A 25,868-nucleotide genomic window follows, 5' to 3' on the forward strand; every position below is an offset into this window, starting at 1 on the left:
ACGAGTCGTGTGTTCCGGTCTCGGAGAGCCCAGTGGATAGCAGCTGCGTCTGCGGCGGCAGTGCTTGCCGTCGTGGCTGTGCTCGTGTTGTCGAACCTGACCCGCGTGCCATCCCTCGTGGGCACGACCTTCGCTGAAGCGACCACACAGCTCGACACGTCTCGCCTCGAGGTTGGCGACATCGACTGGGTGAAGACCCTCGACAAAGACCGCCAGGTCGTCAAGACGCAGCTGTCGAGCCCCGCTGCGATGCTCTGGGCCGGCACCTCGGTCGACCTCGAGATGGAAGCAGCCCCCGTCTCGATCCCCGATTTTGCCGCTAGCGACGTCGCGAACGCGTTGATCTTGGCCGATGAAGTTGGAGTGTCGATCTCGATCCCCTTCACGCCGACCGAGTCACAGTCGTGGAAGGTGCTCAGTCAAGACCCATCCGCTGGTACGAACGGGCGCGCTGGGGATGCAGTCGAACTCACCTTGGAAGTCCCCAACGTTGCGGTACCGGATCTTGCTGGCCTCACTGTCAGCGAGGCGACCTCCGCGCTGACCGACGCCGGCCTGCGCGGAGAAGCATCGCCGACTGGGTACGAAACTGACTGGACAGTGTCTGCCCAGGCGACTGCGGCGGGCGCCAGCGTTCAGCATGGGACGTCCGTTGCATTCACGGTCCAAGCGCCGCTTGTGACGGTGCCAGATCTCTCCGGTAAGAACTCAACAACGGCAGACTCCGAACTCAAGGCGCTCGGCCTCACCTCAGCGTCTGCATCTCCGACTGCACGAGGCTCATGGACGATCACCGGCCAGGAGCCAGCGGCGGGAACGCAGGTCGCGGAAGGGTCGACAGTGACCTACACGCTCACCGGGCCAACCATCACGTTCGAAATTACCGGGAACGGATCGACGGCGATGGTCACGTGGGCGCCTCCGGGGTCGTTCTCCATCTCGCAGGACACCGGCGCTTCAGTCCCGTGGTCGATGACGTTCCCTGACAACGGATACGACCGCTACGAACGTGGCAATTTCAACGCGCAAATGCTCGACGGGGACAGCATCACCTGCACGATGTATCGCAACGGAGAGGTCGTTCTCACGAACACGTCGAGCGGACCGTACGCGGTGGTCTCCTGCGGATGATGCCCGGGAATCACTGCCGCCCCCGCTCCCTCTGACCAACCCTGCCAGTAACAACACCCTTTGCATCACTCGCGCTGCGCATCAGCGGGCAGTGATCGCTTGCTAGCAGGTGTTCCGGGGCCGCCGGCCCCGACAGCCCATTACCACTTCGCCACCCTGACGAAGTTCGACTCTTCACACCACATTCCAGAAAGAGACCCCATGAAATACGGAATCGTCACAGCAACCGCGTCTGCGTCACTCATCACCATGCTGGCCCTGACTGGATGCGCCAGCGGCACAGACGCAACGCCGGCAGCCAGCGCAGAATCTTCAGCTCCAGCTGAGACGGCCGCGCCGGTCACACCGGAAGCACCTGCCGAGACAGTCTCCGAAATCGAGGCCTCGGTTCAGGCATTCGTTGGGGCGCTTGGCGAGCTTGGCATCGAGCACACCGACCCCGTCCGCGCAGAAACCGGGCTGTCCGGCGCCAAGGCACGGTTCGATATCACGATCAACGGCTTCGATGCCGGCATCAATGTCTTCCCCGACACCGCGACGCTCACGACTTGGGGTGAGGCAAGCGACTCTCTCGGAGGCATCTACGTCTCCTACGGCAACACAGCCCTCACATTGAACTCCAGCGAGGGCATCACCAACTCCGCAGAGATCGCTCCCCAGATCGCGACTGCCATCGGAGGCGAAGCACACGGCGTTTAGCCTCTGTCCTGGATCCGAGAGCGCTCGGCAGGTGACCAGGTCTGTTCTCGAGCGGGTTCGGCGATGCCGAGTGACCAGAGGGCGCGCGGATAGGCTTTCGAGTATGGACGAGCTGGCACTTCCGAACGACTACGCGAGCGTGCTCGTTCGCCTCAAGCAGCGCGTCCATGAGTCCCGCTACCGAGCCCAACGCCGGGTCAATGTGGAGCTCACCCTCTTGTACTGGCAGATTGGTCAGGTCCTCGCCGAGCGCACCGACGACGCTCAGTGGGGCACCAAGATCATCCAGCGACTCTCCGCCGACCTGCGAGCAGAGTTCCCCGACTCCCGCGGATTCTCGCCCCGCAATCTGGTCTACATGCGCTCCTTCGCCCGCGCATGGACGGACGTCACCGAGATTGCGCAACAAGCTGTTGCGCAATTGCCGTGGGGACACATCACTGTGCTCCTCGACAAGCTCGATGACCCGGAATTGCGGGACTGGTACGCAGGTCAAGCAGCGGCCAACGGTTGGAGTCGAAGCACGCTCGAGCATCACCTCAAGACAACCGCACACTTGCGGTTCGGTGCCGCTCCAACGAACTTCGATCGCCTCTTGGATCCTGCTTCCTCTGACCTCGCGCAGCAGATCATGAAGGACCCCTACGTCTTCGACTTCCTTCGCATCGAGCCCGGTCACGCTGAGCGCGAGCTCGAGCAGGCCCTCGTCGAGCGCATCATCGAGACGCTGGGGGAGTTGGGCAGTGGGTTCAGCTTCGTTGGCCGGCAAGTGCCCTTCGACGTCGATGGCGACGAGTTCTTCGTCGATCTGCTGTTCTTCCATGTGGAGCAGCTGCGCTACGTCGTGGTCGAGCTGAAAGTCGGCAAGTTCAAACCCGAGTATGCCGGCCAACTTGGGTTTTACGTCGGGCTCGTCGAGGACCAGCTTCGACGGCCCGCACACGCGCCAACCGTTGGACTGCTCCTCTGCACGGACAAGAACGACCGGGTCGTGCGATATGCACTTGCCGGCAGCAGCCACCCGATCGCGATCGCGAGCTACGATCTGCTCCCTCCGGCCGAGCAGGCTGCGCTTCCGTCCGAGGTTGAGCTCCGGCGCGCACTGGAAGCTCCATAATCAGTTCGCGCAACACATCGTTGCGTGAACGAAGAAGAAGCTTCTTTATGTAACCCTCCGCGGGAGCGATGATGATGAAGCGCTCGCATTTCTCCGCGACTCTCGAGACCGGAACACGGGATGAGGCGCGAGGTCTCGCCGTCACCGCCCTGCGAGAACCCCGACGGCACAGCCGAGAACCTTCCACTCAGCGGAAACCCCCGCCCATCGCATCCGTTCGCCCCGCACACTCGTCTTATCCTTCCCAACGACGAGAGGCGTTCGATGACGAGCGACGAGAGCCCGAGCCAGACCGCCGAGGCAGGCGAGAGCACCGAGGCCGGCGGACGCCAGTCCACGCAGGTGGCGATCATCGGAGCCGGGCCAGCCGGCCTGCTGCTCGGGCACATCCTGGGACAGGCGGGCATCGACTACCGCATCCTCGAGGCGCGCGACAAGGAGTACGTGCTCGGCCGCATCCGCGCCGGCGTGCTCGAACAGGACTCGGTCGACCTTCTCGGCAAGTACGGCCTCGACGCCGACCTCAAGGCCAACGGCCTCACCCACCACGGCATCTACCTGCAGCACGAGGGGGAGCGTCACCACATCGACTTCGCCGAGCTCACCGGCCGCACCGTCACCGTCTACGGCCAGCAGGCGCTCGTCCACCACCTCGTCGAAGAACACGAGCGCCTCGGCTCGCAGCTCATCTTCGAAGCCACTGACGTGCAGCCGACCCAGATCGAATCAACGCTGACCGACGGGGAGCGTGCATCCGTCGCCTACACGGCTCCGAACGGCGAGCGGATCACCCTCGACTGCGACTACATCATCGGCGCCGACGGCTACCACGGCGTCTGCCGCCGCACCTTCCCCGAAGGCACTCTCGACGTCGCCGAACGCGTCTACGACTTCGCGTGGCTCGGCATCCTCGCCGACGTCGCGCCCTCCACCGATGACCTCATCTACGCCCTCCACCGCGACGGCTTCGCCATGCACTCCATGCGCTCCAGCACCGTCTCCCGCCTCTACCTGCAGGTCAGCCCCGACGACGACATCGCCAACTGGAGCGACGAGCGCATCTGGGCAGCCCTCCAGACGCGCCTCGGCACCGAGGGCTGGACCCTCACAGAAGGCCCCATCACCGAGAAGTCGATCCTGCCGATGCGCAGCTTCGTCGTCTCCACCCTCAACTACGGCCGCCTCTACCTCGTCGGCGACGCCGGCCACATCGTGCCGCCGACCGGCGCGAAGGGCCTCAACTCGGCCATCGCCGACGTCGCCCTCCTCGCCGAGGCCCTCCAAGCCCACTACGCGGGCGACGACACCGGCCTCGAGCAGTACAGCGACAAAGCGCTGGACCGGCAATGGAAGGTGCAGCACTTCTCGCAGTGGATGACCGACATGCTCCACGTGCACCCCGCCGACGGATCCCCCGAGCAGAGTGCCTTCGACTTCCAACGCCAGCTCGGGCAGATCCGCTACGTCACCTCCTCGCACGCCGCCCAAGTCAGCCTCGCCGAGCAGTACGCCGGCCTCCCGTTCGTGGATGCACGATGAGCGCCCCGCAAGACAACACGGCCGGGCAGGCCGGCGAGGCTTTCCAGACACCGCACGCTCCGGGCCAGCCCGAAAGTACCGAGAAGCTCGACGGCCCCGTCGGCTCGCTCGTCACCCAGTCGTTCATCTCGCAGCAGATCGCTGACACCCACGCGGCGCACGCCGACGACGCCCGGAGCCACCCGCTGCGCGACTTCGCGCCGTACCGCTCCGTCGCGCTGCGCCACCCCACGCACCAGCTCGTGCGTGCCGACCCCGAGGAGATCGAGCTCGTCTCGCCCGCCTTCGGGCACACCGACGTGGCGGCCGAGGAGTCCGACCTGACGATCCAGCACAACGGCGAACCCATCGGCGAGCGCATCATCGTCTCCGGCCGTATCCTCGACGGAGAGGGCCGCCCCGTGCGCGGCCAGCTCGTCGAGATCTGGCAGGCCAACGCCGCCGGACGCTACGTGCACAAGCGCGACCAGCACCCCGCCCCGCTCGACCCGAACTTCACCGGCGTCGGCCGCATCATCACGGGCGACAACGGCGAGTACCGCCTCACCACCATCAAGCCCGGTGCGTACCCGTGGAAGAACCACCGCAACGCGTGGCGGCCCGCGCACATCCACTTCTCGTTGTTCGGCACGCAGTTCACGCAGCGCCTCATCACGCAGATGTACTTCCCCGGCGACCCGCTCTTCGCGCTCGACCCCATCTACCAGTCCATCGTCGACCCCGCCGCGCGCGCGAGGCTCGTCGCGAACTACGACCACGACGTCAGCGAGCACGAGTGGGCGATCGGCTACAAGTGGGACATCGTGCTCACCGGCTCGGAGTCCACGTGGATGGAACCGGAGGACGACGACCATGCCTGAACCCACAACAGCAGGATCCCCGACCGAGGCCTCAACGCCGCCGCTCGGCCAGACCCCGTCGCAGACCGTCGGCCCCTTCTACGGCTACGCCCTGCCCTACGAGCGCGGCGGCGAGATCGCCGCGCCCTGGCGACCCGACTCGATCCGCCTCCACGGCACCATCACCGACGGTGCGGGCGAGGCGGTTCCGGATGCAATCCTCGAGCTCTGGGGCCTCGACGCCGACGGCCAGCCGGTCGCGCAGCGCGGCAGCCTCGAGCGTGACGGCTACACGTTCACGGGTTTCGGACGCACCCCCGCCGACCGCGACGGGCACTACTCGTTCACGACCATCAAGCCAGGACGACGGGATGCGGGAGCGGCGCCCTACCTGCTCGTCACGATCTTCGCGCGCGGCCTCCTCCACCACCTCTTCACCAGGGCGTACTTCGGCGATCAGCCGACCGAGAACGAGGGGGACGCCGTGCTCGCGGGCCTCGCCCCCGAGCGCCGCGAGACCCTCATCGCGACCCCGGATGCGCCACGCAGCTACCGCTTCGACATCCGCCTCCAAGGCGACGGCGAAACTGTCTTCTTCGACTTCGGGCAGGAACTGTGAGCGCGGGCGAGGCAGGCTCCCGCCAGGCGGATGCTCGCGGGTCAGCGGCCGGCGGGACGGGCACCGGCGGGCCGGCATCCGACGAGTTCGGCGGCCTCGTGCGGGGCATGCTCGTCGTCGAGGCCGAGCTGCTGCGCGCCTGGGCCTCCCTCGAGTCGCGCGACGCCAGCGCGGCCGCGACGGCCGTCGAAGCCGCCGACCTCGACGCCGCTGCGCTGCGCGACGGCATCGAAGCCGACGGCGTCATCGTGCCAGAGCTCGTGCGCCAGCTGCGCGCATCCCTCGCCTCCGCCGGCATCGAGGCCCCGCGCCTGCACGCCGGCGCGACGAGCCAGGACATCGTCGACTCCGCCAGCATGCTGCACGCGCGCGACGCGCTCACGGCCGTGCGCGCCGACCTGGTCGTCGCGGGCACTCGCCTGCAGGGCCTCGCCGACGCCGAACGCCGCTCGCCCCGCGTCGCCTACACGCTCGGTCGGCAGGCCGCCGCGAGCACGATCGGCGTGCAGTTCGCGGGCTGGCTCGACGGCGTCACCTCCGCCATCGCCGCCATCGACGGCCTCGCCTTCCCCGTGCAGTTCGGCGGCGCGGTCGGCACCGGCGAGGCGGCAGACCGGCTCGGATCCGGCGCGCAGACCACCAGCATCCTGCGAGCGCACCTCGCCGCCGGCCTCGGCCTCGACGACCCCCGCCGCGCCTGGCACGCCGAGCGCACCCCCGTACTCGCCGTCGCAAGCGCTGCCACGGCCGTGTGCACAGCGCTCGGCCGCATCGGCCGCGACCTCGTCACCGCCTCCGGCGAGCGGGTCGGCGAGCTCTCGCTCGGTGGCGGCGGCACGTCGTCCGCCATGCCCCACAAGCAGAACCCCGTCGCCCCCATCGTGGTCGTCTCGAACGCCCTCCAGGCGCCCGGCCTGCTGGCGACAGTCGCGTCCGCTGCGGTCTCGCAGGACGAGCGGCCGGCCGGCGAATGGCACGCCGAATGGGATGCGCTGCGCCGCCTCCTCGAGCTCGCCAGCGTCTCCGCCAGGCGGCTTGCCGCATCCCTCGACCGCGTCACCGTCGAGCGAGAGACCGCCCGCCACCACCTCGCCGACTCCGCCGTCGCAGGCGCCGACCAGGTCACGCTGCAGGCCGCCAACCGGGTCGTGAACGCGGCCATCAGCCGGTTCCTGTACCGGGAGTCGGCCAACGACCACGACGGTGACACCGACGACGACAAGAACAGCGAGGAGACGGCATGACGATCCCACGCCTCAGGGGTGCCTTCGCCCCCGGCACCCAGCCCGCGTCGCAGAACGAGCTGCTGGTCCTGCTCCCATCGCTCGGCACGACCATGACGCTCTGGGACGGCACCGTCGCGGCCCTCCGCGCCTCGACACCGGGCAGCACGCTGCGCATCCTGCGCCTCGATCTCCCGGGTCACGGCTCCAGCCCGGCCACGGCGGAGCCGTTCACGATCGACGAGCTGGCGGATGCGGTGCTCGACGTCGTCGAGGAAGCCGGCGGCGGCGCCTTCCATCTCGCCGGGCTCTCGCTGGGCGGGGCCGTCGCCCTCGAGCTGGCCCTCGCGCATCCCGAGCGTGTGAAGAGCCTCGCGCTCTTCTGCACCGACTCGAAAATCGGCACGACCGAGGGCTGGGAGCAACGCGCCGCCGCGGTGCGCGCATCCGGAACCGCATCGCTCGTCACGGGCAGCGCCGAGCGCTGGTTCGCGCCCGGCTTCCTCGAGCAGAACCCCCTCTCGGCCGCCGCGCGGTCACTCTCGACGCTCATCGACATCGACGACGAGTCGTACGCGCGCTGCAACGAGGCGCTCGCCGCCTTCGACCGCACCGCTTCGCTCGGCTCGCTGCGCGCCCCGACCCTCGTCGTGAGCGGCGAACACGACGTCGTCACGACGCCCGAGGCGATGCAGGCGCTCACCGAGCGCATCCCGAACGGCTACCACTCGACCATCGCGGGCACCGCCCACCTCGCGGCGCTCGAAGACCCGGACGCCGCCGCCAGCCTCCTCACGACGCACCTGCGCGCATCCGCCTCGCAGGGCCAGTCGACGCAGGCCGCCGCGCATGAGCAAGGGATGCGCGTGCGCCGCGAGGTGCTCGGCGACGCGCACGTCGACCGGGCCGTCGCCGGCACGACCGCCGAGACGGCGCCGTTCCAGGACTTCATCACCCGCTACGCGTGGGGCGAGATCTGGGCGCGCGACGAGCTGTCCCGCCGCGAGCGGTCCATCGCGACGCTCGCGAGCCTCGTCACCGGGGCGCACGAGGCCGAGATCCGGATGCACGTGCGCGCCGCCCTCACGAACGGCCTGTCGCGCGCCGAGATCGCCGAAGTGATCCTGCACACGGCCCTCTACGCCGGGCTGCCTCCCGCCAACGGCGCCCTCGGCATCGCCAAGGAGGTCTTCGCGGGCCTCGACGCCGCGGGTGCCGCAGACACTCAAGAATCCAGCCCCAACGAAGGAGCAGAACGTGGATAAGACCTACGCCTCGGCGGCCGACGCCGTCGCCGACATTCCGGCGGGATCGTCGCTCGCGGTCGGAGGCTTCGGCCTCTCCGGCGTGCCGATCACCCTCATCCGGGCCATCCAGGCGCTCGGCGTCGACGGCCTCGAGGTCGTCTCCAACAACTGCGGCGTCGACGGCTGGGGCCTCGGCGAGCTGCTGTCGGAGGGGCGCATCCGCCGCGTCATCGCCAGCTACATCGGCGAGAACAAGGAGTTCGCGCGGCAGTACCTGTCCGGTGAGATCGAGGTCGAGCTCACCCCGCAGGGCACGCTCGCCGAGCGGCTGCGTGCCGGCGGCGTCGGCGTCCCCGCCTTCTACACGGCGACCGGGGCCGGCACCATGGTCTCGGAAGGCGGGATGCCCATCCGCTACAACACCGACGGCACCGTCGGCCTCGTCAGCGAGCCCAAGGAGCAGCGCCCCTTCGATGTGTTCGGGGCCGCCAAGGAGTACGTGCTCGAGACCGCCATCAGCACCGACTTCGGGCTCGTGCGCGCCGCTGTCGGCGACCGCCACGGCAACCTGATCTTCGAGAAGTCGACCCGCAACTTCAACCCCCTCGCGGGCATGGCCGGGCGCATCACGATCGCCGAGGTCGACCGCCTCGTCGAACCCGGCGAGCTCGACCCCGACGAGATCCACCTGCCCGGCATCTACGTCGACCGCGTCGTCGTGCTGAGCGCAGAGCAGGCGGGCGAGCTGCCCATCGAGAAGACCACCGTCCGGCCGCGCGAAGCCGCTGGCGCATCCACTTCATCCACCGACTCGAGGGGACACGCCTGATGCCGCTGACCAGGAACGAGATGGCCGCCCGCGCCGCCCAGGAGCTCAAGGACGGCTCGTACGTGAACCTCGGCATCGGGCTGCCGACGCTCATCCCGAACTACATCGACGACGGCATCGAGGTGGTGCTGCATTCCGAGAACGGCATCCTCGGCGTCGGTCCGTACCCGTGGGAGGGCGAGGCCGACCCGAAGCTCATCAACGCGGGCAAGGAGACCGTCACCGTGCTGCCCGGCGCCTCGTTCTTCGACTCGGCGGCGAGCTTCGGCATGATCCGCGGCGGCCGCGTCACCAACGCCGTCCTCGGCGCCATGCAGGTCTCCGCGCAGGGCGACATCGCCAACTGGGCCGTGCCCGGCAAGATGGTGAAGGGCATGGGCGGGGCCATGGACCTCGTGAACGGTGCCGAGCACGTGCTCGTCGTCATGGAGCACGTCGCGAAGGACGGCTCGCCGAAGATCGTCGAGCAGTGCACCCTGCCCCTCACGGGCAAGGGCTGCATCGACCGCATCATCACCGACCTCGCCGTCCTCGACGTGACGGACTCGGGGCTCGTCCTCATCGAGCTCGCGCCCGGCGTCACAGTCGACGAGGTTCGGGATGCGACCGGAGCCGCGTTCACGGTCGCCGACTCGCTGCAGGAGGTCTCCGCGTGACCGAGCTGCGCGAGGTCGTCATCTGCTCGCCCCTGCGCACGCCGGTCGGCCGCCTCGGCGGCTCGCTCGCACCCCTCTCTGCTCGCGATCTTGGCGTCGCCGTGCTCGAGGCGCTCGTCTCTCGCAGCGGCCTCGACGTGAACGCCGTCGACTCGGTCATCGCCGCGCAGGGCTACCCCTCCATGGAATCGCCGGCCTTCGGGCGCGTGGCGGCGCTGGATGCGGGCTTCCCCATCACCACGGCCGGGTACCAGCTCGACCGGCGCTGCGGCTCGGGCCTGCAAGCCGTCATGAACGCGGCCATGGAGGTGCAGACGGGCGTCGCCGACGTGGTCGTCGCGCTCGGCGCCGAGTCAATGTCGAACGCTCCTCTCTATACGGAGCAGGGTCGCCGCGGCACCCCGCCCGCCGGCCTCATGCTGCACGACGCGCTCGCGCGCGGCCGCGAGACGGTGGGCGGCGTCAACTACCCGAGCCCAGACGGCAACGTTGGCAGCGCCGAACTGCTGCGGTCGGAGTACGGCATCTCGCGTGAGGCGCAGGACCGCTTCGCCCTGCAATCGCACCAGCGCGCCGTCGCCGCCCAGGAATCCGGCGCGTTCGACGCCGAGCTGGTTCCCGTCACCGTGCCCGGACGCAAGGGGGACGTGCTCGTCGACCGGGACGAGCATCCGCGTGCCGATTCCTCGCTTGAGGCCCTCGCCCGCCTGCGCCCGATCCTCGGGAAGAAGGACCCCGCATCCACCGTGACCGCCGGGAACTCGAGCGGGCAGAATGACGCGGCCGCCGCCTGCATCGTGACGACGCCAGAGCGTGCCGCTGAGCTTGGGCTCACGCCTTCGGTTCGGCTGGTCTCGTGGGCGGTAGCCGGCAACGACCCACGGCTGTTCGGCGTCGCGCCCGTGCCGGCGACCTCGCTGGCACTGTCGCGTGCTGGCATCGGCCTGGCCGACCTCGACGTGATCGAGCTCAACGAGGCCTTCGCCGTGCAGGTGCTCGCGTGCCTCGCCGACTGGGGCATCCACGCCGAAGACCCGCGCCTCAACCCGCGCGGCTCCGGCATCTCCATCGGCCACCCCATCGGCGCCACCGGCATCCGGATGCTCGCGACCCTCGCCAACGAGCTGCCCGCCCTCGACGCGAGCCTCGCCCTCGAGACCATGTGCATCGGCGGAGGTCAAGCCCTCGCCGCCGTCTTCGAGCGCGTGTAGCGGGGGCGCGAGTTTCGGGATGGGTTTCTCGCTTCCGGATGGCTTGCGGCCCATCCCGAAGCGCGGAACCCATCCCGAGACGAGGGGGAGCGCTTGCCTGCACCTCGATTCCCGCCCCGCTGCCTGCTCTTAGGGCTCGCGTGCCGCCGTGTGGAATCATTGGCGGCCATACCTGCATCGCGTTCGGCGGCAGGTGACGCTCTGGGGGTTCCATGGATGGCATCGCGCAGCCGAGGCAGCAGCGGAGTCGCGAGTCCTTCGCCCGTGTAAGGGCCGCCACCCTCTCCCTCATGGCCGAGCATGGTGCGGCCGGGGTCACCATTGCCGATGTGAGTGAGCGGGCCGGGGTCTCGGTCGGCACCATCTACGGCAGGGTGGGCAATCGGGCGAACCTGTTGCGCACCGTGCAGGAGGAGGAGCTCGCTCGCATCCAGGCCTCGATGGTGGCCACGCTCGCGGCGCTTGAGGCGGATGGTGCGGCGACGGTCGAATCGATAGTGGATGCCTACGTGCAGGGAATGGCATCGAGCGCCCCGACGCTCCGGTCGCTGGTGCAGCTCGCGGCGGCCCAGCAGGAGTTGGATGCGGCCGGTCCTGCCGCCTGGCGCGAGATGCGAGAAGTCATCATGGGATCACTCGAGCGAGCTTCGGACGTCGTGGTCGCGCCCTCCTCTGACTCGTGGCGTTCTTGGGTGTATGAGGTCCTGGATGCTGCAACGTTTCAATACCTTGAGTCCTCGACCCCCCAGAGCGCAGCTGGTCAGCGGCGTCTCGTCGAGAACCTGATTCGCACTGCCCGTCTGCTCCTCGAGGCGGGGGAAGGTCCGGTCGGCGCCTCGGAGTAGTGGGCGCCCGAACAACGAGAACAAAATCCGAATTCTCATTCGGATTAGTGCTACATTGGCGTTGCCCAGGACGCGTTCGCCTGGACGGACACCGCCGTCCGTCAGCTCCAGACGCGTTCGCCACGACACCGACGTCAAGGACTGGACCATGCCCCCCACGCTCACTCCCGCCCGAACCCGAGTCACGACAGGTCTCACCGCCGTCGCCGTGGTCGTCGCGCTCGCGGGCTGCAGCGACAGCAGCGCCTCCACGCCGAGCGCAGGTTCGCTCGACTTCTCCTTCTCCTACCCATCCACTGAGAACAGCCCGTATGCGGCGCTCGCCGAGCGGTACATGGAAGCGAATCCTGGTGTCACGGTCACGCTGAACCCGATCCCCTCGGAGAACTACGACAGTGTCCTCCGGACCCAGCTCCAAGGCGGCAACGCCTCGGACGTGATCATGGCGACGCCGGGATCCGGCACGACGCTCTCCGTGATCTCCTTGGCGCAAGCGAACCTGCTCGCGCCACTTGCCGAAACCAACGCGGCGCTAGTGGATGAGGGCAGCAAGTCGATGTTCTTCGTCGACGGAGAGCAGTTCGGTCACCCCACCGACATCAGCATCACGGGGACGATCTTCAACGAGGCGCCTGGCGTCGCGTACCCGGAATCGAGCGAAGAGCTGCTCGAGACCTGCGCGGCGCTCGACGGTGGGACGTCTCTCTTTGCGCTCGCAGGCTCCGTTCCGATCAACGGCGGCATCGCCGCGGTCACCATCGCGGCCACCAACGTGTACGCCGAGAATCCCGATTGGGATGCGCAGCGCGCAGCTGGAGAGGTGAGTTTCGCCGGTACTGAAGGGTGGAGGGCCACCCTCCAGCTCATCATCGACATGAAAGATGCCGGATGCTTCCAGGCCGGTGCAGAGGGCAGCGGATTCGACGCGATCGTGAACGGCATCGGTCAAGGGACGTCCCTGGGCGCGTTCATCCCTGGCGGCGCGGCGGTCGAGCTCGGACGGAGCTCGCCTGAAGCCGAGCTCGTCGTCGAGTCGTTCCCCGCTCCGAAGGGCGCGAAGCCCTTCATCTTTGCGAGTTCCGACTACGCCGTCTCGATCAGTGAGGCGTCCGAGCGCAAGGAAGCCGCACAGGCGTTCCTCGACTGGTTCGCCGAGCCGGAGAACGCTGAAGGCTATGCGGATGCGTCAGGCACGATCCCCATCACGGGCATCGATGGCATCGACCTCACGAACTCCACCTATGCCCCGGTCGCTCAGCTCATCGCGGATGGCCAGTACACGCAGTTCCCGGTCAACATCTGGAGCAACCCTTCGGTCTTCGACAAGCTCGGCTCCGGAGTGCAGGCCCTGTTGACGGGCCAGCAGTCGGTCGACGGGCTGCTGGGTGAGCTCGACGCGGCTTGGGACTCGAAGTGACGGCCGACAGCCCCGTCGGGCTCGAGACGCCAGGGGATGCTGCGCCCGATGCCGCTATGCCCGAGAACGCCGCGTCCGAGGTCACCTCGGCGGAGTTCCGTCGGATGCCGGTGGCCGACATGATCGAGTGGATCGGTCGCAACGGTGAGCCCACAGATCCGAGAGATGACATCGACGCTGACTCGCTCGTTCGTCGATTCCCCCACCTTGGTGCCGTTGCGACGAGAGACGTGACCCTCGACGGGCCGAACGGTCCGTTGCCTGGCAGGATCTACGTCGATGAGACCGCGCAGGCAGCTGGTGTCGGATTTGTCTGGGCCCACGGCGGCGCCTTCCTGGGTGGCCACCTCGACATACCCGAAGCCAATTGGACTTCTCTGGAACTCGCATCCCGGGGCGTCCCGGTGCTGTCCATCGACTACACGAAATGTGTGCGTGGAGTGCACTACCCGGTCCCGTCCGACGACGTGCTGGCCTGGTGGGAGGAGGCTAGGTCTCATTCGCTCGAATGGCTGGGTGTCCCCGGCGACCGGCTCGTACTCGGTGGGGCAAGCGCCGGAGCAACGCTGACCGCGGGGGCCGTGCAGCGGCTCATCGACGCGGAACGTCCCGTGCCAGCCGGGCTGATCCTCGTATATCCCGCCCTGCATCCCGATCCCACCGACCCGACCGCGGTGGCACCGAAGGCTGCGCACCTCGACGGCCTCACGATGAATTTCGCAGGATCCCTTGCGGCTTTGACCGACCCGCAGGTGTTCCCCGGGTGGGGCAACGGGCGCGGGTTTCCGAGGACGTTTGTCGTCGCGTGCGAGCGCGACGCGTTCGTGCCGTCAGCCGAGGCCTTCGTCCGGACCTTGGAGCGCGCGGGCGTCGCCGCGCAGTACCGCCTCGAACTCGACTCGCACCACGGACACATCGACGAGCCGTCCGATGCCGGCGCGCACCGCACCCTTGCCGCGATGCGCGAGTGGCTCGGCGCCTAGCTGCCCAGCCCGCTTTTCTTCCCGCTTTCCCTTTCCATCCACCCATCGAGAACCCGGCGACCGCACGAAGCGGCGCCGACACCTCACGACATTGGAGTCGTCATGACACATCACTCATCGGCGCGCCCGAAAGCGCGCCGCAACCCCCGGAAGGGCTACCCCGGCGTTCGTCGGGCGAGAGGCCTCGCGGGGCTCGCATTCGCCTCCGCGGCGGTGCTGACCCTTGCCGGATGCTCCCCGCAAGCGGGCGATTCGACTTCACCAGGCGGTGCGACTGCCGCGGTCGCGCAGGGATCGATCGAGGGTGTTGCTGCTGAAGGGGTGGATGCGTTCCTCGGTCTCCCCTACGCGGCGCCTCCGGTCGATGATCTCCGGTTCAAGGCGCCCGAGCCCCCCGAGGCGTGGGAGGGGACGAAGAAAGCCGACGCGTTCGGCCCGGCCTGTCTGCAGGGAGGCGAGGTGGTCGGCGTCGAGAAGAGCGAGGACTGCCTGTATCTCAACGTCTACCGACCCTCTGGCGTTGACGCTGACGCAGAGCTGCCGGTGATGATGTGGATCCACGGTGGGGGGTTCGGCGGTGGCAGCGGCGCGCTCTTCGACCCCTCGGAGTTCGTCGAGCGCACGAACACCGTGGTCGTCAACATCAATTATCGTCTGGGCGCGCTCGGTTACCTCGCGTCCGAATCGATGGGCGCTGACGCCGGTTCGTTCGGTCTGCTCGACCAGGTCGCAGCGCTGGATTGGGTGAATGAGAACATCGCCGCGTTCGGCGGTGACCCCGCACGGGTGACGGCTGCGGGACAGTCCGCGGGGGCGATGTCGATCTGCGGCCTGCTGACGTCGCCAGAGACTACCGGGATGCTCAGCGGTGCGATCCTGCAGAGCGGGTCGTGTGCATTCAGAGCCTTCACTCCCTTCGAGGCTGCGGTTGAGGCGGGCAACACGACGGCGGCCGAGATCGGCTGCCCCGCCGGCGCCGCGCAGCTGGAATGCCTGCAGGGGCTCGACGCCGAGGTGCTCATGGAGACGCCTGGCCGATTCTCGCCCACGTTCGGAAGCGACGTGCTCCCGGCGATGCCGATGGACGCGATAGAGGCCGGAGACTGGGACGCGATCCCTGTGCTGGCTGGTTCCAACCGTTGGGAAGGGAAGCAGGGGATCTTCTTCAGCGTGGGCCCGGATGCAGGTTCGATGACGGCTGAGGAGTACGAGGCGCGCGTTCGCGAGACGTACGCCGAGAAGGCCGACGACGTTCTCCAGCGGTACCCGGCTGGGGACTACGATCAGCCGGCGCTCGCCCTCGCGGCGATCGACACCGACAGCACCTTCGGGTGCAGCACGTTCACGTTCGCGGAGGGTGCCGCAGACCAGGCGACGATCTACGCGTACGAGTTCGAAGACCCGACGTCGCCGACAAACGCAGGGATGGCGTTGGACGGCATCGACATGTCGAGCGCCCACTCGGCGGAGCTGGCCTACCTCTTCGACTACGCGGAAGTGGAGCGTCCCCTGACCGGCGAGGAGAAGGAGCTCGGCTATCGGATGATGGACTACTGGGCTGAATTCCTGACCTCCGGGACGCTGGGGTCGCCGTGGGTGGCGTTCACGGCGGAGGCTCCGACCTTCATCAAGCTGACCCCGGAAGGCGAGAAGCCCTTCGAGGACTTCGCGACCGAGCACCAGTGCGAGTTCTGGGCGAGCATGAGCTGACGCATCCGCGCACTCACTGCTTCGCCCCGGTCACTGCGACCTGTCGGACGGATGCTCCTGCAGCGTCTCGAACGGCAGATCGGCCGGGGCGAAGCTGTGTTCGCCACGGCGGCGGGTGGGGTCGTGCCGTGCTCGAGCCGTAGGGTGCGAGTCCTCGCGCCGTCGAGTCCGGCGATCGGCGACATCTCGCGCGGTCCGACGAACAGAGATCGGGGTGTCACTGGAGGCGGCAGCCGGCCAGTGACACCCCGATCAGCGTCCGTGCGTGACTTAGTTCGCCCGACGACGCGAGAGCAAGACGGCGCTCTGGCGGTGCCGTCGGAACGGGGTCGCCGATCACGATCGAACCGTCAGCGGCCCGGCTGAAGTCCTGCAGGAAGTCCCAAGCTGCCTCCGTCGTCACGCTCAGTGGTTCATGGGTCGCGTCGCCGTTGATGGCGAGAGCCACCATCTCCTGGCCGCCTGCATCCGCGTAGTAGTTGACGTCAGTCTGGACCTCGAAGTACGGGCTCGTGTAGCTCGCGGTGCGGTCAGGTGCGATGCCCCAGACTGGGTCGGCCTCAGCATCAAACGTGTAGGAGTCGGTGATGCCGTTCTTCGCGAACGTTGATGCGAGCGTCTCGTCGACCGTGCTGGCAGTGCCGTTCTTGGACGGCAGCTCATCGAATGGCCCGAGGGGTGCGCCAGCGTAGAACGTCGGCAGGCGCAGATCGTTGGTTGATGCGGGCGGTGCGAAGACCCCGTTCGTCGGCGCGATACCGGCGAACAGCTCTGTCTGCAGTGCACCCAGCGACCAGCTCTGGCGACCGCCCATGGAGAACCCGGAAGCGGAGATGCGCGTGCTGTCCGCCTGTGGGATCGTCTCCAGGATGCTGTCCAGGGCCGCGCGCATCCGCTCGTCGCCCATGCCGACCGCGGCGTGATCCTGCACCGAGACGTGGCCCAGGCCGAGGCGCGCCGTGCGGCACGAGGCTGAGCACCCGAACGGTGCACGCGGCGGAGAACCTTCCATCGAGCCCACCGATGAGGCAGATCACTGATCTCCTGTGTGCCGACGCCGCCGTCCCTGCTTGGGTTGAAGTGGATGCGCAGCGCCGCGCGCCGAGAGGAGCCCCGTGCCAGACAAGACCAGCAGTGTGCCCGCCCCTGTGGTTGTCACGGGGGCCGCGTCCGGCATCGGGGCGGCGGTCGTCGAGCGGCTCGTCGCCGACGGCATCCCGGTCATCGCGGCCGACCTCTCTTGGCCAGCGGATGCACCCGAGCGACCGAGCGTCCACCGGGTCGTTCTCGACGTGCGCGACCTGGAGGGCTGGGCGGCTGTCGCCGAGCTCGCCGCCGCCTCGACCGCGGCCGCCGGCGCGCTCGCGGGGCTCGTCAACGCCGCCGGCATCACGCGGCGTGCCCGCATCGAGAATGTCACGGCCGAGGACTTCGAGCTGGCCTTCGCGGTCAACGCGACCGGCCCCGCCATGGGCATCAAGGCGCTCGCCCCGCTCATGGCGGGCGGCGCATCCATCGTCAACGTCGGCTCAGCCGCAGCAGTCACGGCGCACTATGCCGTGGCGTACGCGGCCAGCAAGTGGGCGCTGCGCGGCATCACGAAGACCGCGGCGATGGAGCTGGGGCCGCGGGGGATCCGCGTGAACATCGTGCACCCCGGCTACATCGAGACTCCCATGACGGCGAGCGCGTCGCAGGCGTTCCGGGACATCAACGTCGAGCTGACGCCGCTCGGGCGCACGGGATCACCTGCTGAGGTTGCCGACGTCATCGCGAGCCTGCTCTCACCGGCCACCTCATTCGTGACGGGCGCCGAGCTCGCCGTCGACGGCGGCCTCACCGCGCACGGGGGCGGGCTGCCGATCGCGCGGGCGATCAGCTGACTTCATGCCATGCACCCCTTGGCGCACCTACTTCGTCTCGTGGGGGTGATGTGTGTGGACTTGCTCCAGGTAGACGAGGTCACCCTCGACGTAGAACCAGATGCGGGCATCGCCGCGCAGCGTTGGCTTGTGCTGCCAGCGTGCATAGACGCAACCGTCACGTTGAAGGCTGCCGAGTTCGCCGCGAAGCCTGTAGTTGTTCGGGGTGGCCTCCTGGGGCGTCGTGGTGAGGAAGTCCCAGGCATCGGCGAGCGGGTTTCGGATCGTGGCGGCCAGATCCATCCAGCCTTTCCTGGCCGAGTTCGTCGCGAATCGGATGCGGTACTCGCCTTTCTTCGTCGGGCGGGGGACTGGTGTGTCTTTCGTCACCTTCTAGGGGCGTTCCACGGTGATATCGGCTTCGAGCCAGTCGGCTTGAACTGGGGTCAGTCCCGCCGCGAGCGCCGATGCCGTTTCCTTCCACGCCGTGAGCTCGGCAATCGCAAGATGAGCCTGGCCGGTAGAGAAGGATGCACGCGACGCATCGAGCAGGTCGTGCGCGCACTTGCGTTGGCCATCTGGGCTGAGCGCCAGCATCCATGGAAACATCTGCGACATTCGGTGCTCGAGCGAGCCGCGGTCGTCGGTCGCTACTGCGATGAGCTGCGCCGCGATCTCCAAGAGCTGATCGCGGGCCTGAGACTCGCTCTTCGACATCAGCACGAGATCTTCACCGTCGCGTCGGGTGACGTCGACGGGGTGGTCTTCAGCTGCCGCAAAGACCTTCGTCGCGTTGCGGCTGAGGTCGGACGAGTTGAACGTCCTGGCCATGGATGTTGTGGAGCGCATGGCGAAAGCGTACTTCAGAAGTAGTTCTGAATAGGCTTCCACGAGGAATCTGTGGAGAACCACTGGCCGCGAAGCACATCTCCATCACCAACCCTGATGCCCGGGATAACGGATCCCGGCTTGGCTGATGACGCCGCACGCGGTTGACTTATGTCACGAACGCACCGAAGCGTCGTGAATTGGAGACCACCCGTGACATCGTCGTCCGAAGGCCTGACCGCCGACTTCGCTCTTGCCCGCTTCAGCGTGGGGGAGGGGAAGCCGCAGCTCGGCCTCGTCGCGGCCGGCCGCATCCGCCCGCTCAGCAGCGACGAGCTCGGCGCAGACTCCCTCAACGACTTCCTCGCCGAGGCGCCCGCCTCGTGGGACCGCGTCGCCGAGCTCGCGCAGGGCAGCGCCAGCGACGACAGCGCCTGGCTGACCCTCGACGACGTCACGCTGGAAGCCCCCGTCGAGCCCCGCCAGGTGCTGCAGACGGGCGCCAACTACCGCACGCACGTCATCGACCTCGTCGCCGCGGGCCGGGCCAAGAACGATCCGCGCCCCATCGAGGAGCTGCGCGAGTGGGCGGCCGAGATGATGGATGCGCGCGCCAGGGACGGCGAGCCGTACTTCTTCATCGGCCTGCCGACGGCCGTCGCCGGCGTCGACGCCGAGCTCGAGCTGCCCGGCTACAGCGACCAGCACGACTGGGAGCTGGAGCTCGCGGTGGTCATCGGGAAGCGCGCCCACCGCGTCTCCCGCGAAGACGCCTTCGATCACGTGGCTGGCTACACGATCGTCAACGACATCTCGACGCGCGACCTCATCTTCCGCAAGGACATGAAGGAGATCGGCACCGACTGGTACCGCGGCAAGAACGCGCCAGGCTTCCTCCCCGCCGGCCCCTTCCTCGTGCCGGCGCAGTTCGTGACCGACCCGCACTCGCTCACGCTCAAGCTCACGCTCAACGGCGACACGATGCAGGACGCCGTCACCGACGACCTCCTCTTCGACATCCCCGCCCTCATCTCGGCAGCGTCCGAGAACATGCCGCTCCTCCCCGGCGACCTGCTTCTCACAGGCAGCCCAGCCGGCAACGGCATCGTGCACGGCCGCCTCCTCCGTGACGGCGACGTCATGGTGAGCGTCATCGAAGGACTCGGCACGCAGACCACGCAGGTGCGGGCGGAAGCGGTCTCGTCGTGACCTCCCTCACCGACGCCACCGGCACCACCGACGCTGTGGGAGTCCCCACGGTCACGGGGACCCCCACCGACAACCCGGCCGAGCTCGACCGCACCGACCCCACCACCGAGGTCGCCCGCGCCGCGCAGGCCTACCGCAACTGGGGCCGCTGGGGCGACGACGACCGCATCGGCACGCTCAACTTCATCGACAACACCAAGCGTGCCGCCGCCGCGCAGCTCGTGCGCACGGGCCGCAGCTTCTCGCTCTCGCAGCCCTTCGACATGAACGGCCCCCAGATGGGGTGGCGGCGCCGCACGAACCCCGTGCACACGATGCTCGACACGGGCACGGATGCGCAGCTCGCGAAACAGGGGTTCCCGCACGGCCTCGGCGGGGCCGACGACGTCATCGCCATGCCCCTGCAGTGCTCCACGCAATGGGACGGACTCGGCCACATCTTCGACCACGGCTACGCCTGGAATGGTCGCCGTTCCGGCGAGGTCGTCACGAGCGACGGCGACCTCGTCACCGGCATCGAGCACACGGCGGCCGAGATCGTGAGCCGCGGCGTGCTGCTGGACCTCGGCAGGCACCTCCGCGAAGACGGGGAGCTCGAGGACGGCTACGCGATCACGACCGAAGATCTCGAGTCGTGCATCCGCGCGCAGGGCGCGACCGCCGCGGTCGGCCGTGGCGACATCGTGCTCGTGCGCACCGGCCGCTACGCCCGCGCCCAGCGCGACGGGTGGAACGGCTACGCGGGCGGCCCAAGCGCCGGGCTCTCGTTCACGACGGCCGGCTGGCTGCACCGCAGCGAGATCGCCGCGATCGCCACCGACACCTGGGGCTTCGAGGTTCGCCCCAACGAGTTCGACGACGCCTTCCAACCGCTCCACCAGGTTGTCATCCCCAACATGGGGCTCACCATCGGCGAGATGTGGGACCTTGAATCCCTGGCCGATGCGTGCGCCGCCGACGGCACCTACGAGTTCCTCCTCGTCGCCCCGCCGCTGCCCATCACCGGCGCCGTCGGGTCTCCCGTCAATCCCATCGCCATCCGCTGAGCAGCCCTCGCATCTCAGCTCACAGCAGCCCAGCCGCCGCTGACACAGACACCTTCATCGTCAACGCAGACGCAGAAAGCAGGACCATCATGAGTGCAGTTTCCAAGGTCGCCATCGTCGGAGGCGGAGTCGCGGGCATGGTCTCAGCGATCATCCTCGCCGACGGCGGCGTCGAGGTCGACGTCTACGAGGCGAAGCCCGAGGTCACGGCCCTCGGCTCCGGCATCACCCTGCAGGGCAACGCGCTGCGCGTCTTCGACCAGGTCGGCATCTGGGAGCGCATCCAGGAGCAGTCGTACTCGTTCGACGAGGTCAGCATGCGCGCCCCCGACCCGGCGGGCACCGTCATCGCAAGCCTCACCGAGACCCGCACGGGTGGCCCCGAGTACCCCGCGACGGCCGGCATGTACCGTCCAGACCTGGCCAAGATCCTGGCCGAGCGCGCCCTCGAAGTCGGCGCGCGCATCCACTACGGCACGACCGTCACGGGCCTCGAGCAGGACGCCGACGGCGTGACCCTGACGACGGATGCGGGCGACATCTCGCGCGTCGACCTCGTCATCGGCGCCGACGGCCTCAACTCGCCCACCCGCTCACTCATCGGCATCGAGACCAAGCCCGAGCGCACGGGCATGGGCATCTGGCGCGCCTTCGTCGAGCGCCCCGCCGAGGTCACCCACACCGACCTCTACTACGGCGGCCGCTGCTTCATCGCCGGCTACTGCCCGACGGGCGAGAACAGCATCTACGCCTACCTCGTCGAGAAGGCGCAGGACCGCACCGGCCTCACGCCAGCCGAGAGCGTCGAGATCATGCGCGACCTCGCCGGCAGCTACGGCGGGCCGTGGCAGGAGATCCGCGACTCGCTCACCGAGTCGGCCCGCGTGCACTACACGCTCTTCACCTCCCACGTCGTTCCGGATGCATGGAACCGCGGCCGGGTCGTCATCATCGGCGACGCCGCCCACAGCTGCCCTCCAACCATCGCGCAGGGCGCGGCTCAGGCCTCCGAGGACGGGCTCGTGCTCGCCACGATGCTCCTCGAGAGCGACCAGCTCGACCAGCAGTTCTGGGACGACTTCCACGCCCGCCGCATCCCCCGCGCATCGCACGTCGTCGAGGCGTCCACGACCCTCGGCCAGTGGCAGCTCGAGGGCAAGCGCGACGGCAACGTGCCCGCCCTCATGGGCGGCGTCGCGCAGCTCGTGGCGGTGCCGGCATGAGCGGGGCAGTTGACGCGACCGGGACCGAGGTTGCTGCTGGGGGCTCTTCTGCGGCCGGCCAGGTCGTCGACGTCCACGCGCACCTCCTCCTCCCCGCCCTCCAAGGCGCGGTGCAGGGCCGCGATCCCGAGGGTTTCGCCGCCGCCGGGGAGCTCGAGGCCAAGCGCAACGGGCCGGAGAGCCTCGCCGCATCCGGTGCCATGATCAGGTCGCGCTTCCCGAAGCTCATCTCCCTCGAAGAGCGCCTTGCGGTGATGGATGCGCAGGGCGTGGATGTGCAGCTCGTCTCGCCCTCGCCCAGCCACTACTACCCGTGGGCGGGCGAGGAGCTCGCCGTATGGGCGGCGAAGGAGGCGAACGCGGCCATCGCCGAGCACGTGGCCGGTGCGCCCGAACGGCTGCGCGGGCTCGGGCTCGTGCCGTTGCAGCATCCGCGCCGTCTCGTCGAGCTGCTCGACGACGCCGTGCTGACCAACGGCCTGGCCGGGGTCGAGCTGTCGTCATTCGCGGGTGACGTGGAGCTCAGCGACGAGCGGCTCGACGACTTCTGGCGCCGTGCCGAGGAGCTCGAGGCGATCGTGTTCCTGCACCCGTTCGGCTGCAGCCTCGACGAGCGCCTCGACCGTTTCTACCTCTCCAACACGGTTGGACAGCCCGCCGAGAACGCGGCCGCGATCTCCCACCTCATCTTCGGTGGAGTGCTCGACCGCTTCCCGAACCTCGTGCTCATCGCGGCGCACGGCGGCGGCTATCTGCCGACGTTCATCGGCCGCTCCGACCATGCTTGGGAGGTGCGGCCCGAGGCGCGCACCTGCCTGCGCGCGCCGTCCACGTACCTGCGGCAGTTGAGCTTCGACTCGCTCGTGCACACGCCCGACGCGCTGCGGAACCTCGTCGCCGCCGTCGGCGCCGACCGGGTGCTCCTCGGCTCCGACTACCCGTTCGACATGGGCGTCGAGAACCCCGTCGAGCGTGTCCACGACGCGGAACTCGGCGCCGAGGACGAGGCGCAGATCCTGTTCGGCAACGCCGCGCGGCTGCCCCGCGTCTGGAACACCGTGGAGGCGGCCCGGTGAGATACGCCAGGTGGATGCGCGACGGCCGAACGCACGACGGAGTCGTCGTCGCGCACGAGGGCGGCGACCGGCTGCTCGCGTTCGCCGACGGGTTGACCGTGCTCGGCGCGACGAGGCTCGGCCTCGACCGCGCCAACGCGATCGCGGCCTCGCTCATCGAGGGCGCCTGGGCGGACGGGTCGCTGGGTCTCGCCCCGTCGCTCGCCGACGTCGAGCTGCTTGCGCCCATCGAGGCGCCGAGCGTGCGCGACTTCGTTGCGTTCGAGGAGCACGTCGAGGGCGTCGTGAAGTCGATCGACGGCGACTCGGGCGTCGTCGCCGAGTGGTACGACGCGCCCACCTTCTACTTCACCAACCCGCACTCGCTTGTGGGCAGCGGGGCGAGCATCCGCCCGCCGGTGACCGAGCGGCTCGACTTCGAGCTCGAGGTCGCCGTGATCGTCGGCGCGGTGGACGGCAGCGACGGGGCGAACCTCGACGAGGCGGCCGCGGCCGGCCACATCTTCGGGTACAGCGTCTTCAACGACTGGTCGGCGCGTGACATCCAGTCGCGTGAGATGAAGGTGCGCCTCGGACCCTGCAAGGGCAAGGACTTCGCCGCGACGCTCGGGCCGTGGATCGTCACGGCCGACGAGCTCGCCGACGCGCACGACGCCGACGGCTTCCTCGAGCTCGAGCTGCAGGTGCTCGTCAACGGCGAGCTGATCGGCAGCGATCTGCTCTCCAACATGGGCTGGTCGTTCCCGCAGCTCCTGGTCTACGCGTCGCGGAACTCGCGGGTCGTGGCGGGCGACGTGCTCGGTTCCGGCACCGCTGGCAACGGCGGATGCCTCGCCGAGCTGTGGGGACGCGCGGGCTCGCTCACGCCGCCACCGCTCGCGGAAGGCGACGTCGTCGAGCTGCGTGTCGAACGCATCGGCGACATCAGCAACGTCATCGGTGCGGCCGTCGACGCCGTGCCCGTTCCCCGCGCACGGACCGCGTCGCGGGCACGAACGAGAGGACGCGTGAGCGCATGAGCGGCACAGACTTCGGCGCGAGCCCAGCTCCGGCCACGAACGACATCGTCATCGTCGCCGCCGCCCGGACCCCGCAGGGCAAACTCAACGGGCAGCTCTCGACGCTGACCGCCCCGCAGCTCGGCACCGCCGCGATCAGCGGCGCGCTCGCACAGGGAAGCATCGACGCGTCGCTCGTCGACGCCGTCCTCGTCGGGCACGTGCTCTCCGCCGGGGTTGGCCAGAACGCCGGACGCCAGGCGGCGCTCGCCGCGGGCATCCCCGCCTGCGCGCACGTCGCCACCATCAACAAGGTCTGCCTCTCGGGGCTGACCGCCGTCATCGACGCTGCCCGGCTACTGAAGACCGGTGACGCGCAGCTCGTCGTCGCGGCCGGCATGGAGTCGATGAGCCAGGCACCGCACCTGCTCGCAGGCTCCCGCAAGGGCTGGGCGTACGGCTCCGTCGAGGCGCTCGACCATATGGCCCACGACGGGCTGACGGATGCGGCCTCCGGGCAGAGCATGGGCCTCCTCACCGAGCAGCACAACACGAGCCTCGGCATCACGCGCGAGGCGCAGGACGCGGTCGCCGCGCGCTCCCACCAGCGCGCCGCCGCGGCCGTGGATGCTGGGCGCTTCGACGCCGAGATCGTCGCCGTCGACGTGCCCGCGCGTCGCGGAGACCCCGTCCGGGTGACCCGCGACGAGGGCATCCGCCCCTCCACGACCGCCGAATCGCTTGCCGGGCTACGTGCCGCCTTCGCCGCGGACGGGACGATCACGGCAGGCAACGCCTCGCCCATCTCCGACGGTGCGTCCGCGGTTGTCCTCACGACTCGCGCGTTCGCCGATCAGCACGGCTACGAGGTGCTCGCGGTGGTAGGTGCGAGCGGACAGGTGGCCGGACCAGACGCATCGTTGCAGTCGCAGCCCTCACGAGCGATCGCGCGGGCCTGCGGGAAGCAGGGCATCGCGGCTTCGTCGCTCGATCACGTCGAGATCAACGAGGCCTTCGCCGCCGTCGTCGTGCAGTCGCAGGCCGAACTCGGCGTCACCGACGAAGTCGTGAACCCGCACGGCGGCGCGATCGCCCTCGGTCACCCGATCGGAGCATCCGGTGCCCGCGTCGTCGTGCACGCCGTGCACGAGCTCGCCCGCCGAGGCGGCGGAACCGCGGCCGTCGCCCTCTGCGGCGGAGGCGGCCAGGGCGACGCCCTCATCCTCACCCGCTGATTCGCTGACCGCTGACCCGCTGACCGCTGACCCGCTGACTGGGCCATCCGGTCACCGCTGATCTCCATCGGCAACCGTTGACCACCGGTCCCACCTCCTCGGTTTCGGGATGGCTTTGGCGCTTGGGGATGGCTTGCAAGCCATCTGCGTGCGCGGAACCCATCTCGAAACGGTGGGATGGGGTGCGGTGGGATCGGCTGGGTGGCGCTGCGCGACGAGTCTCGGGATGGCTTTCTCGCTTCGTGCTGGCGAACTTCGCGCAACGAAGTGAGAAACCCATCCCGAGGTTGGCAGGTGAGTGCGCCGGGTCGCGTCGCTGCCGAGCG

The 25,868-nt window shown here is 68.8% G+C and carries 25 protein-coding genes; 22 read left to right on the forward strand and 3 right to left on the reverse strand.

From position 1 onward, the window contains the following. Positions 1 to 105 precede the first annotated feature (105 nt). From C5C17_RS03580 to C5C17_RS03650, 15 genes are all read left to right on the forward strand, one after another. Positions 106 to 1,131 carry a PASTA domain-containing protein gene (locus C5C17_RS03580; protein WP_181028471.1) on the forward strand — a complete coding sequence of 342 codons (1,026 nt, stop codon included), beginning with the start codon at positions 106 to 108 and terminating at the stop codon, positions 1,129 to 1,131. A 60-nt stretch (positions 1,132 to 1,191) separates the two neighbouring features. Continuing rightward, on the forward strand, positions 1,192 to 1,830 hold the full coding sequence (locus tag C5C17_RS03585; protein ID WP_146079070.1) for a hypothetical protein: 639 nt from the start codon (positions 1,192 to 1,194) through the stop codon (positions 1,828 to 1,830). 103 nt (positions 1,831 to 1,933) lie between these two features. Then, a complete protein-coding gene (locus C5C17_RS03590) occupies positions 1,934 to 2,947 on the forward strand; it encodes a YhcG family protein (protein ID WP_104252011.1) in 1,014 nt (337 codons plus the stop codon). Between the two features lie 264 nt (positions 2,948 to 3,211). Beyond that, positions 3,212 to 4,486 carry a 4-hydroxybenzoate 3-monooxygenase gene (locus C5C17_RS03595; protein ID WP_104252012.1) on the forward strand — a complete coding sequence of 425 codons (1,275 nt, stop codon included), beginning with the start codon at positions 3,212 to 3,214 and terminating at the stop codon, positions 4,484 to 4,486. After that, positions 4,483 to 5,346, forward strand: a complete 864-nt coding sequence (gene pcaH / locus C5C17_RS03600) for a protocatechuate 3,4-dioxygenase subunit beta (protein WP_104252013.1) — start codon at positions 4,483 to 4,485, stop codon at positions 5,344 to 5,346. Before C5C17_RS03595 ends, pcaH begins: the two co-directional genes overlap by 4 nt. Then, a complete protein-coding gene (gene pcaG / locus C5C17_RS03605; protein ID WP_104252014.1) occupies positions 5,339 to 5,944 on the forward strand; it encodes a protocatechuate 3,4-dioxygenase subunit alpha in 606 nt (201 codons plus the stop codon). Before pcaH ends, pcaG begins: the two co-directional genes overlap by 8 nt. Next, complete coding sequence (locus tag C5C17_RS03610; RefSeq protein ID WP_104252015.1) at positions 5,941 to 7,188, forward strand: lyase family protein; 1,248 nt, start codon at positions 5,941 to 5,943, stop codon at positions 7,186 to 7,188. The genes pcaG and C5C17_RS03610 overlap by 4 nt, the downstream gene beginning before the upstream one ends. After that, positions 7,185 to 8,432 carry a 4-carboxymuconolactone decarboxylase gene (gene pcaC, locus C5C17_RS18895; protein WP_104252016.1) on the forward strand — a complete coding sequence of 416 codons (1,248 nt, stop codon included), beginning with the start codon at positions 7,185 to 7,187 and terminating at the stop codon, positions 8,430 to 8,432. Before C5C17_RS03610 ends, pcaC begins: the two co-directional genes overlap by 4 nt. After that, positions 8,425 to 9,243: a CoA transferase subunit A gene (locus tag C5C17_RS03620; protein ID WP_104252017.1), complete on the forward strand. Its 819-nt coding sequence runs from the start codon at positions 8,425 to 8,427 to the stop codon at positions 9,241 to 9,243. The genes pcaC and C5C17_RS03620 overlap by 8 nt, the downstream gene beginning before the upstream one ends. Beyond that, positions 9,243 to 9,899, forward strand: coding sequence for a CoA transferase subunit B (locus C5C17_RS03625; protein WP_104252018.1), 657 nt, complete (start codon positions 9,243 to 9,245; stop codon positions 9,897 to 9,899). Before C5C17_RS03620 ends, C5C17_RS03625 begins: the two co-directional genes overlap by 1 nt. Next, complete coding sequence (locus tag C5C17_RS03630) at positions 9,896 to 11,110, forward strand: acetyl-CoA C-acetyltransferase (RefSeq protein WP_258065880.1); 1,215 nt, start codon at positions 9,896 to 9,898, stop codon at positions 11,108 to 11,110. Before C5C17_RS03625 ends, C5C17_RS03630 begins: the two co-directional genes overlap by 4 nt. 212 nt (positions 11,111 to 11,322) lie before the next feature. Next, on the forward strand, positions 11,323 to 11,955 hold the full coding sequence (locus C5C17_RS03635; protein ID WP_104252019.1) for a TetR/AcrR family transcriptional regulator: 633 nt from the start codon (positions 11,323 to 11,325) through the stop codon (positions 11,953 to 11,955). A 148-nt stretch (positions 11,956 to 12,103) separates the two neighbouring features. Continuing rightward, complete coding sequence (locus C5C17_RS03640) at positions 12,104 to 13,372, forward strand: ABC transporter substrate-binding protein (protein ID WP_104252020.1); 1,269 nt, start codon at positions 12,104 to 12,106, stop codon at positions 13,370 to 13,372. Further along, positions 13,369 to 14,355: an alpha/beta hydrolase gene (locus C5C17_RS03645; protein WP_258065881.1), complete on the forward strand. Its 987-nt coding sequence runs from the start codon at positions 13,369 to 13,371 to the stop codon at positions 14,353 to 14,355. Before C5C17_RS03640 ends, C5C17_RS03645 begins: the two co-directional genes overlap by 4 nt. 102 nt (positions 14,356 to 14,457) lie before the next feature. Then, complete coding sequence (locus C5C17_RS03650; protein WP_104252022.1) at positions 14,458 to 16,065, forward strand: carboxylesterase/lipase family protein; 1,608 nt, start codon at positions 14,458 to 14,460, stop codon at positions 16,063 to 16,065. Between the two features lie 217 nt (positions 16,066 to 16,282). Here C5C17_RS03650 and C5C17_RS03655 read toward each other — a convergent pair whose 3' ends face one another. Then, the gene (locus C5C17_RS03655) at positions 16,283 to 17,077 is read right to left on the reverse strand and encodes a hypothetical protein (RefSeq protein WP_104252023.1); all 795 of its coding nucleotides are present in this window, start codon (positions 17,075 to 17,077) and stop codon (positions 16,283 to 16,285) included. A 103-nt stretch (positions 17,078 to 17,180) separates the two neighbouring features. On the opposite strand from C5C17_RS03655, the gene C5C17_RS03660 reads away from it, so the two are divergent. Then, on the forward strand, positions 17,181 to 17,948 hold the full coding sequence (locus C5C17_RS03660; protein ID WP_258065883.1) for an SDR family NAD(P)-dependent oxidoreductase: 768 nt from the start codon (positions 17,181 to 17,183) through the stop codon (positions 17,946 to 17,948). 27 nt (positions 17,949 to 17,975) lie between these two features. Here C5C17_RS03660 and C5C17_RS03665 read toward each other — a convergent pair whose 3' ends face one another. Continuing rightward, entirely contained in the window at positions 17,976 to 18,230 is a 255-nt protein-coding gene (locus C5C17_RS03665; RefSeq protein ID WP_258065884.1) for a hypothetical protein, read from the reverse strand. A 90-nt stretch (positions 18,231 to 18,320) separates the two neighbouring features. Next, the gene (locus tag C5C17_RS03670) at positions 18,321 to 18,776 is read right to left on the reverse strand and encodes a prevent-host-death protein (RefSeq protein WP_104252025.1); all 456 of its coding nucleotides are present in this window, start codon (positions 18,774 to 18,776) and stop codon (positions 18,321 to 18,323) included. Positions 18,777 to 18,968: 192 nt separating this feature from the next. Here C5C17_RS03670 and C5C17_RS03675 point away from each other — a divergent pair, with 192 nt between their 5' ends. The 6 genes from C5C17_RS03675 to C5C17_RS03700 all read left to right on the forward strand — a co-directional run bounded on the left by C5C17_RS03675 (position 18,969) and on the right by C5C17_RS03700 (position 25,542). Continuing rightward, positions 18,969 to 19,964 carry a fumarylacetoacetate hydrolase family protein gene (locus C5C17_RS03675; RefSeq protein WP_258065885.1) on the forward strand — a complete coding sequence of 332 codons (996 nt, stop codon included), beginning with the start codon at positions 18,969 to 18,971 and terminating at the stop codon, positions 19,962 to 19,964. A gap of 35 nt (positions 19,965 to 19,999) precedes the next feature. Next, positions 20,000 to 21,010 (forward strand): cyclase family protein, encoded by a 1,011-nt coding sequence (locus C5C17_RS03680; protein ID WP_104252286.1) that lies wholly within the window; start codon positions 20,000 to 20,002, stop codon positions 21,008 to 21,010. Between the two features lie 89 nt (positions 21,011 to 21,099). Next, positions 21,100 to 22,233: an FAD-dependent monooxygenase gene (locus C5C17_RS03685; protein WP_104252027.1), complete on the forward strand. Its 1,134-nt coding sequence runs from the start codon at positions 21,100 to 21,102 to the stop codon at positions 22,231 to 22,233. Next, positions 22,230 to 23,309 carry an amidohydrolase family protein gene (locus C5C17_RS03690; protein WP_104252028.1) on the forward strand — a complete coding sequence of 360 codons (1,080 nt, stop codon included), beginning with the start codon at positions 22,230 to 22,232 and terminating at the stop codon, positions 23,307 to 23,309. The genes C5C17_RS03685 and C5C17_RS03690 overlap by 4 nt, the downstream gene beginning before the upstream one ends. Then, positions 23,306 to 24,328: a fumarylacetoacetate hydrolase family protein gene (locus C5C17_RS03695; protein ID WP_258065886.1), complete on the forward strand. Its 1,023-nt coding sequence runs from the start codon at positions 23,306 to 23,308 to the stop codon at positions 24,326 to 24,328. Before C5C17_RS03690 ends, C5C17_RS03695 begins: the two co-directional genes overlap by 4 nt. After that, on the forward strand, positions 24,325 to 25,542 hold the full coding sequence (locus tag C5C17_RS03700) for an acetyl-CoA C-acetyltransferase (protein ID WP_104252030.1): 1,218 nt from the start codon (positions 24,325 to 24,327) through the stop codon (positions 25,540 to 25,542). The genes C5C17_RS03695 and C5C17_RS03700 overlap by 4 nt, the downstream gene beginning before the upstream one ends. The last annotated feature ends 326 nt before the right edge of the window (positions 25,543 to 25,868 follow it).

It is taken from the genome of Pseudoclavibacter sp. RFBA6, assembly GCF_002931575.1.
GTDB lineage: Bacteria > Actinomycetota > Actinomycetes > Actinomycetales > Microbacteriaceae > Pseudoclavibacter > Pseudoclavibacter terrae.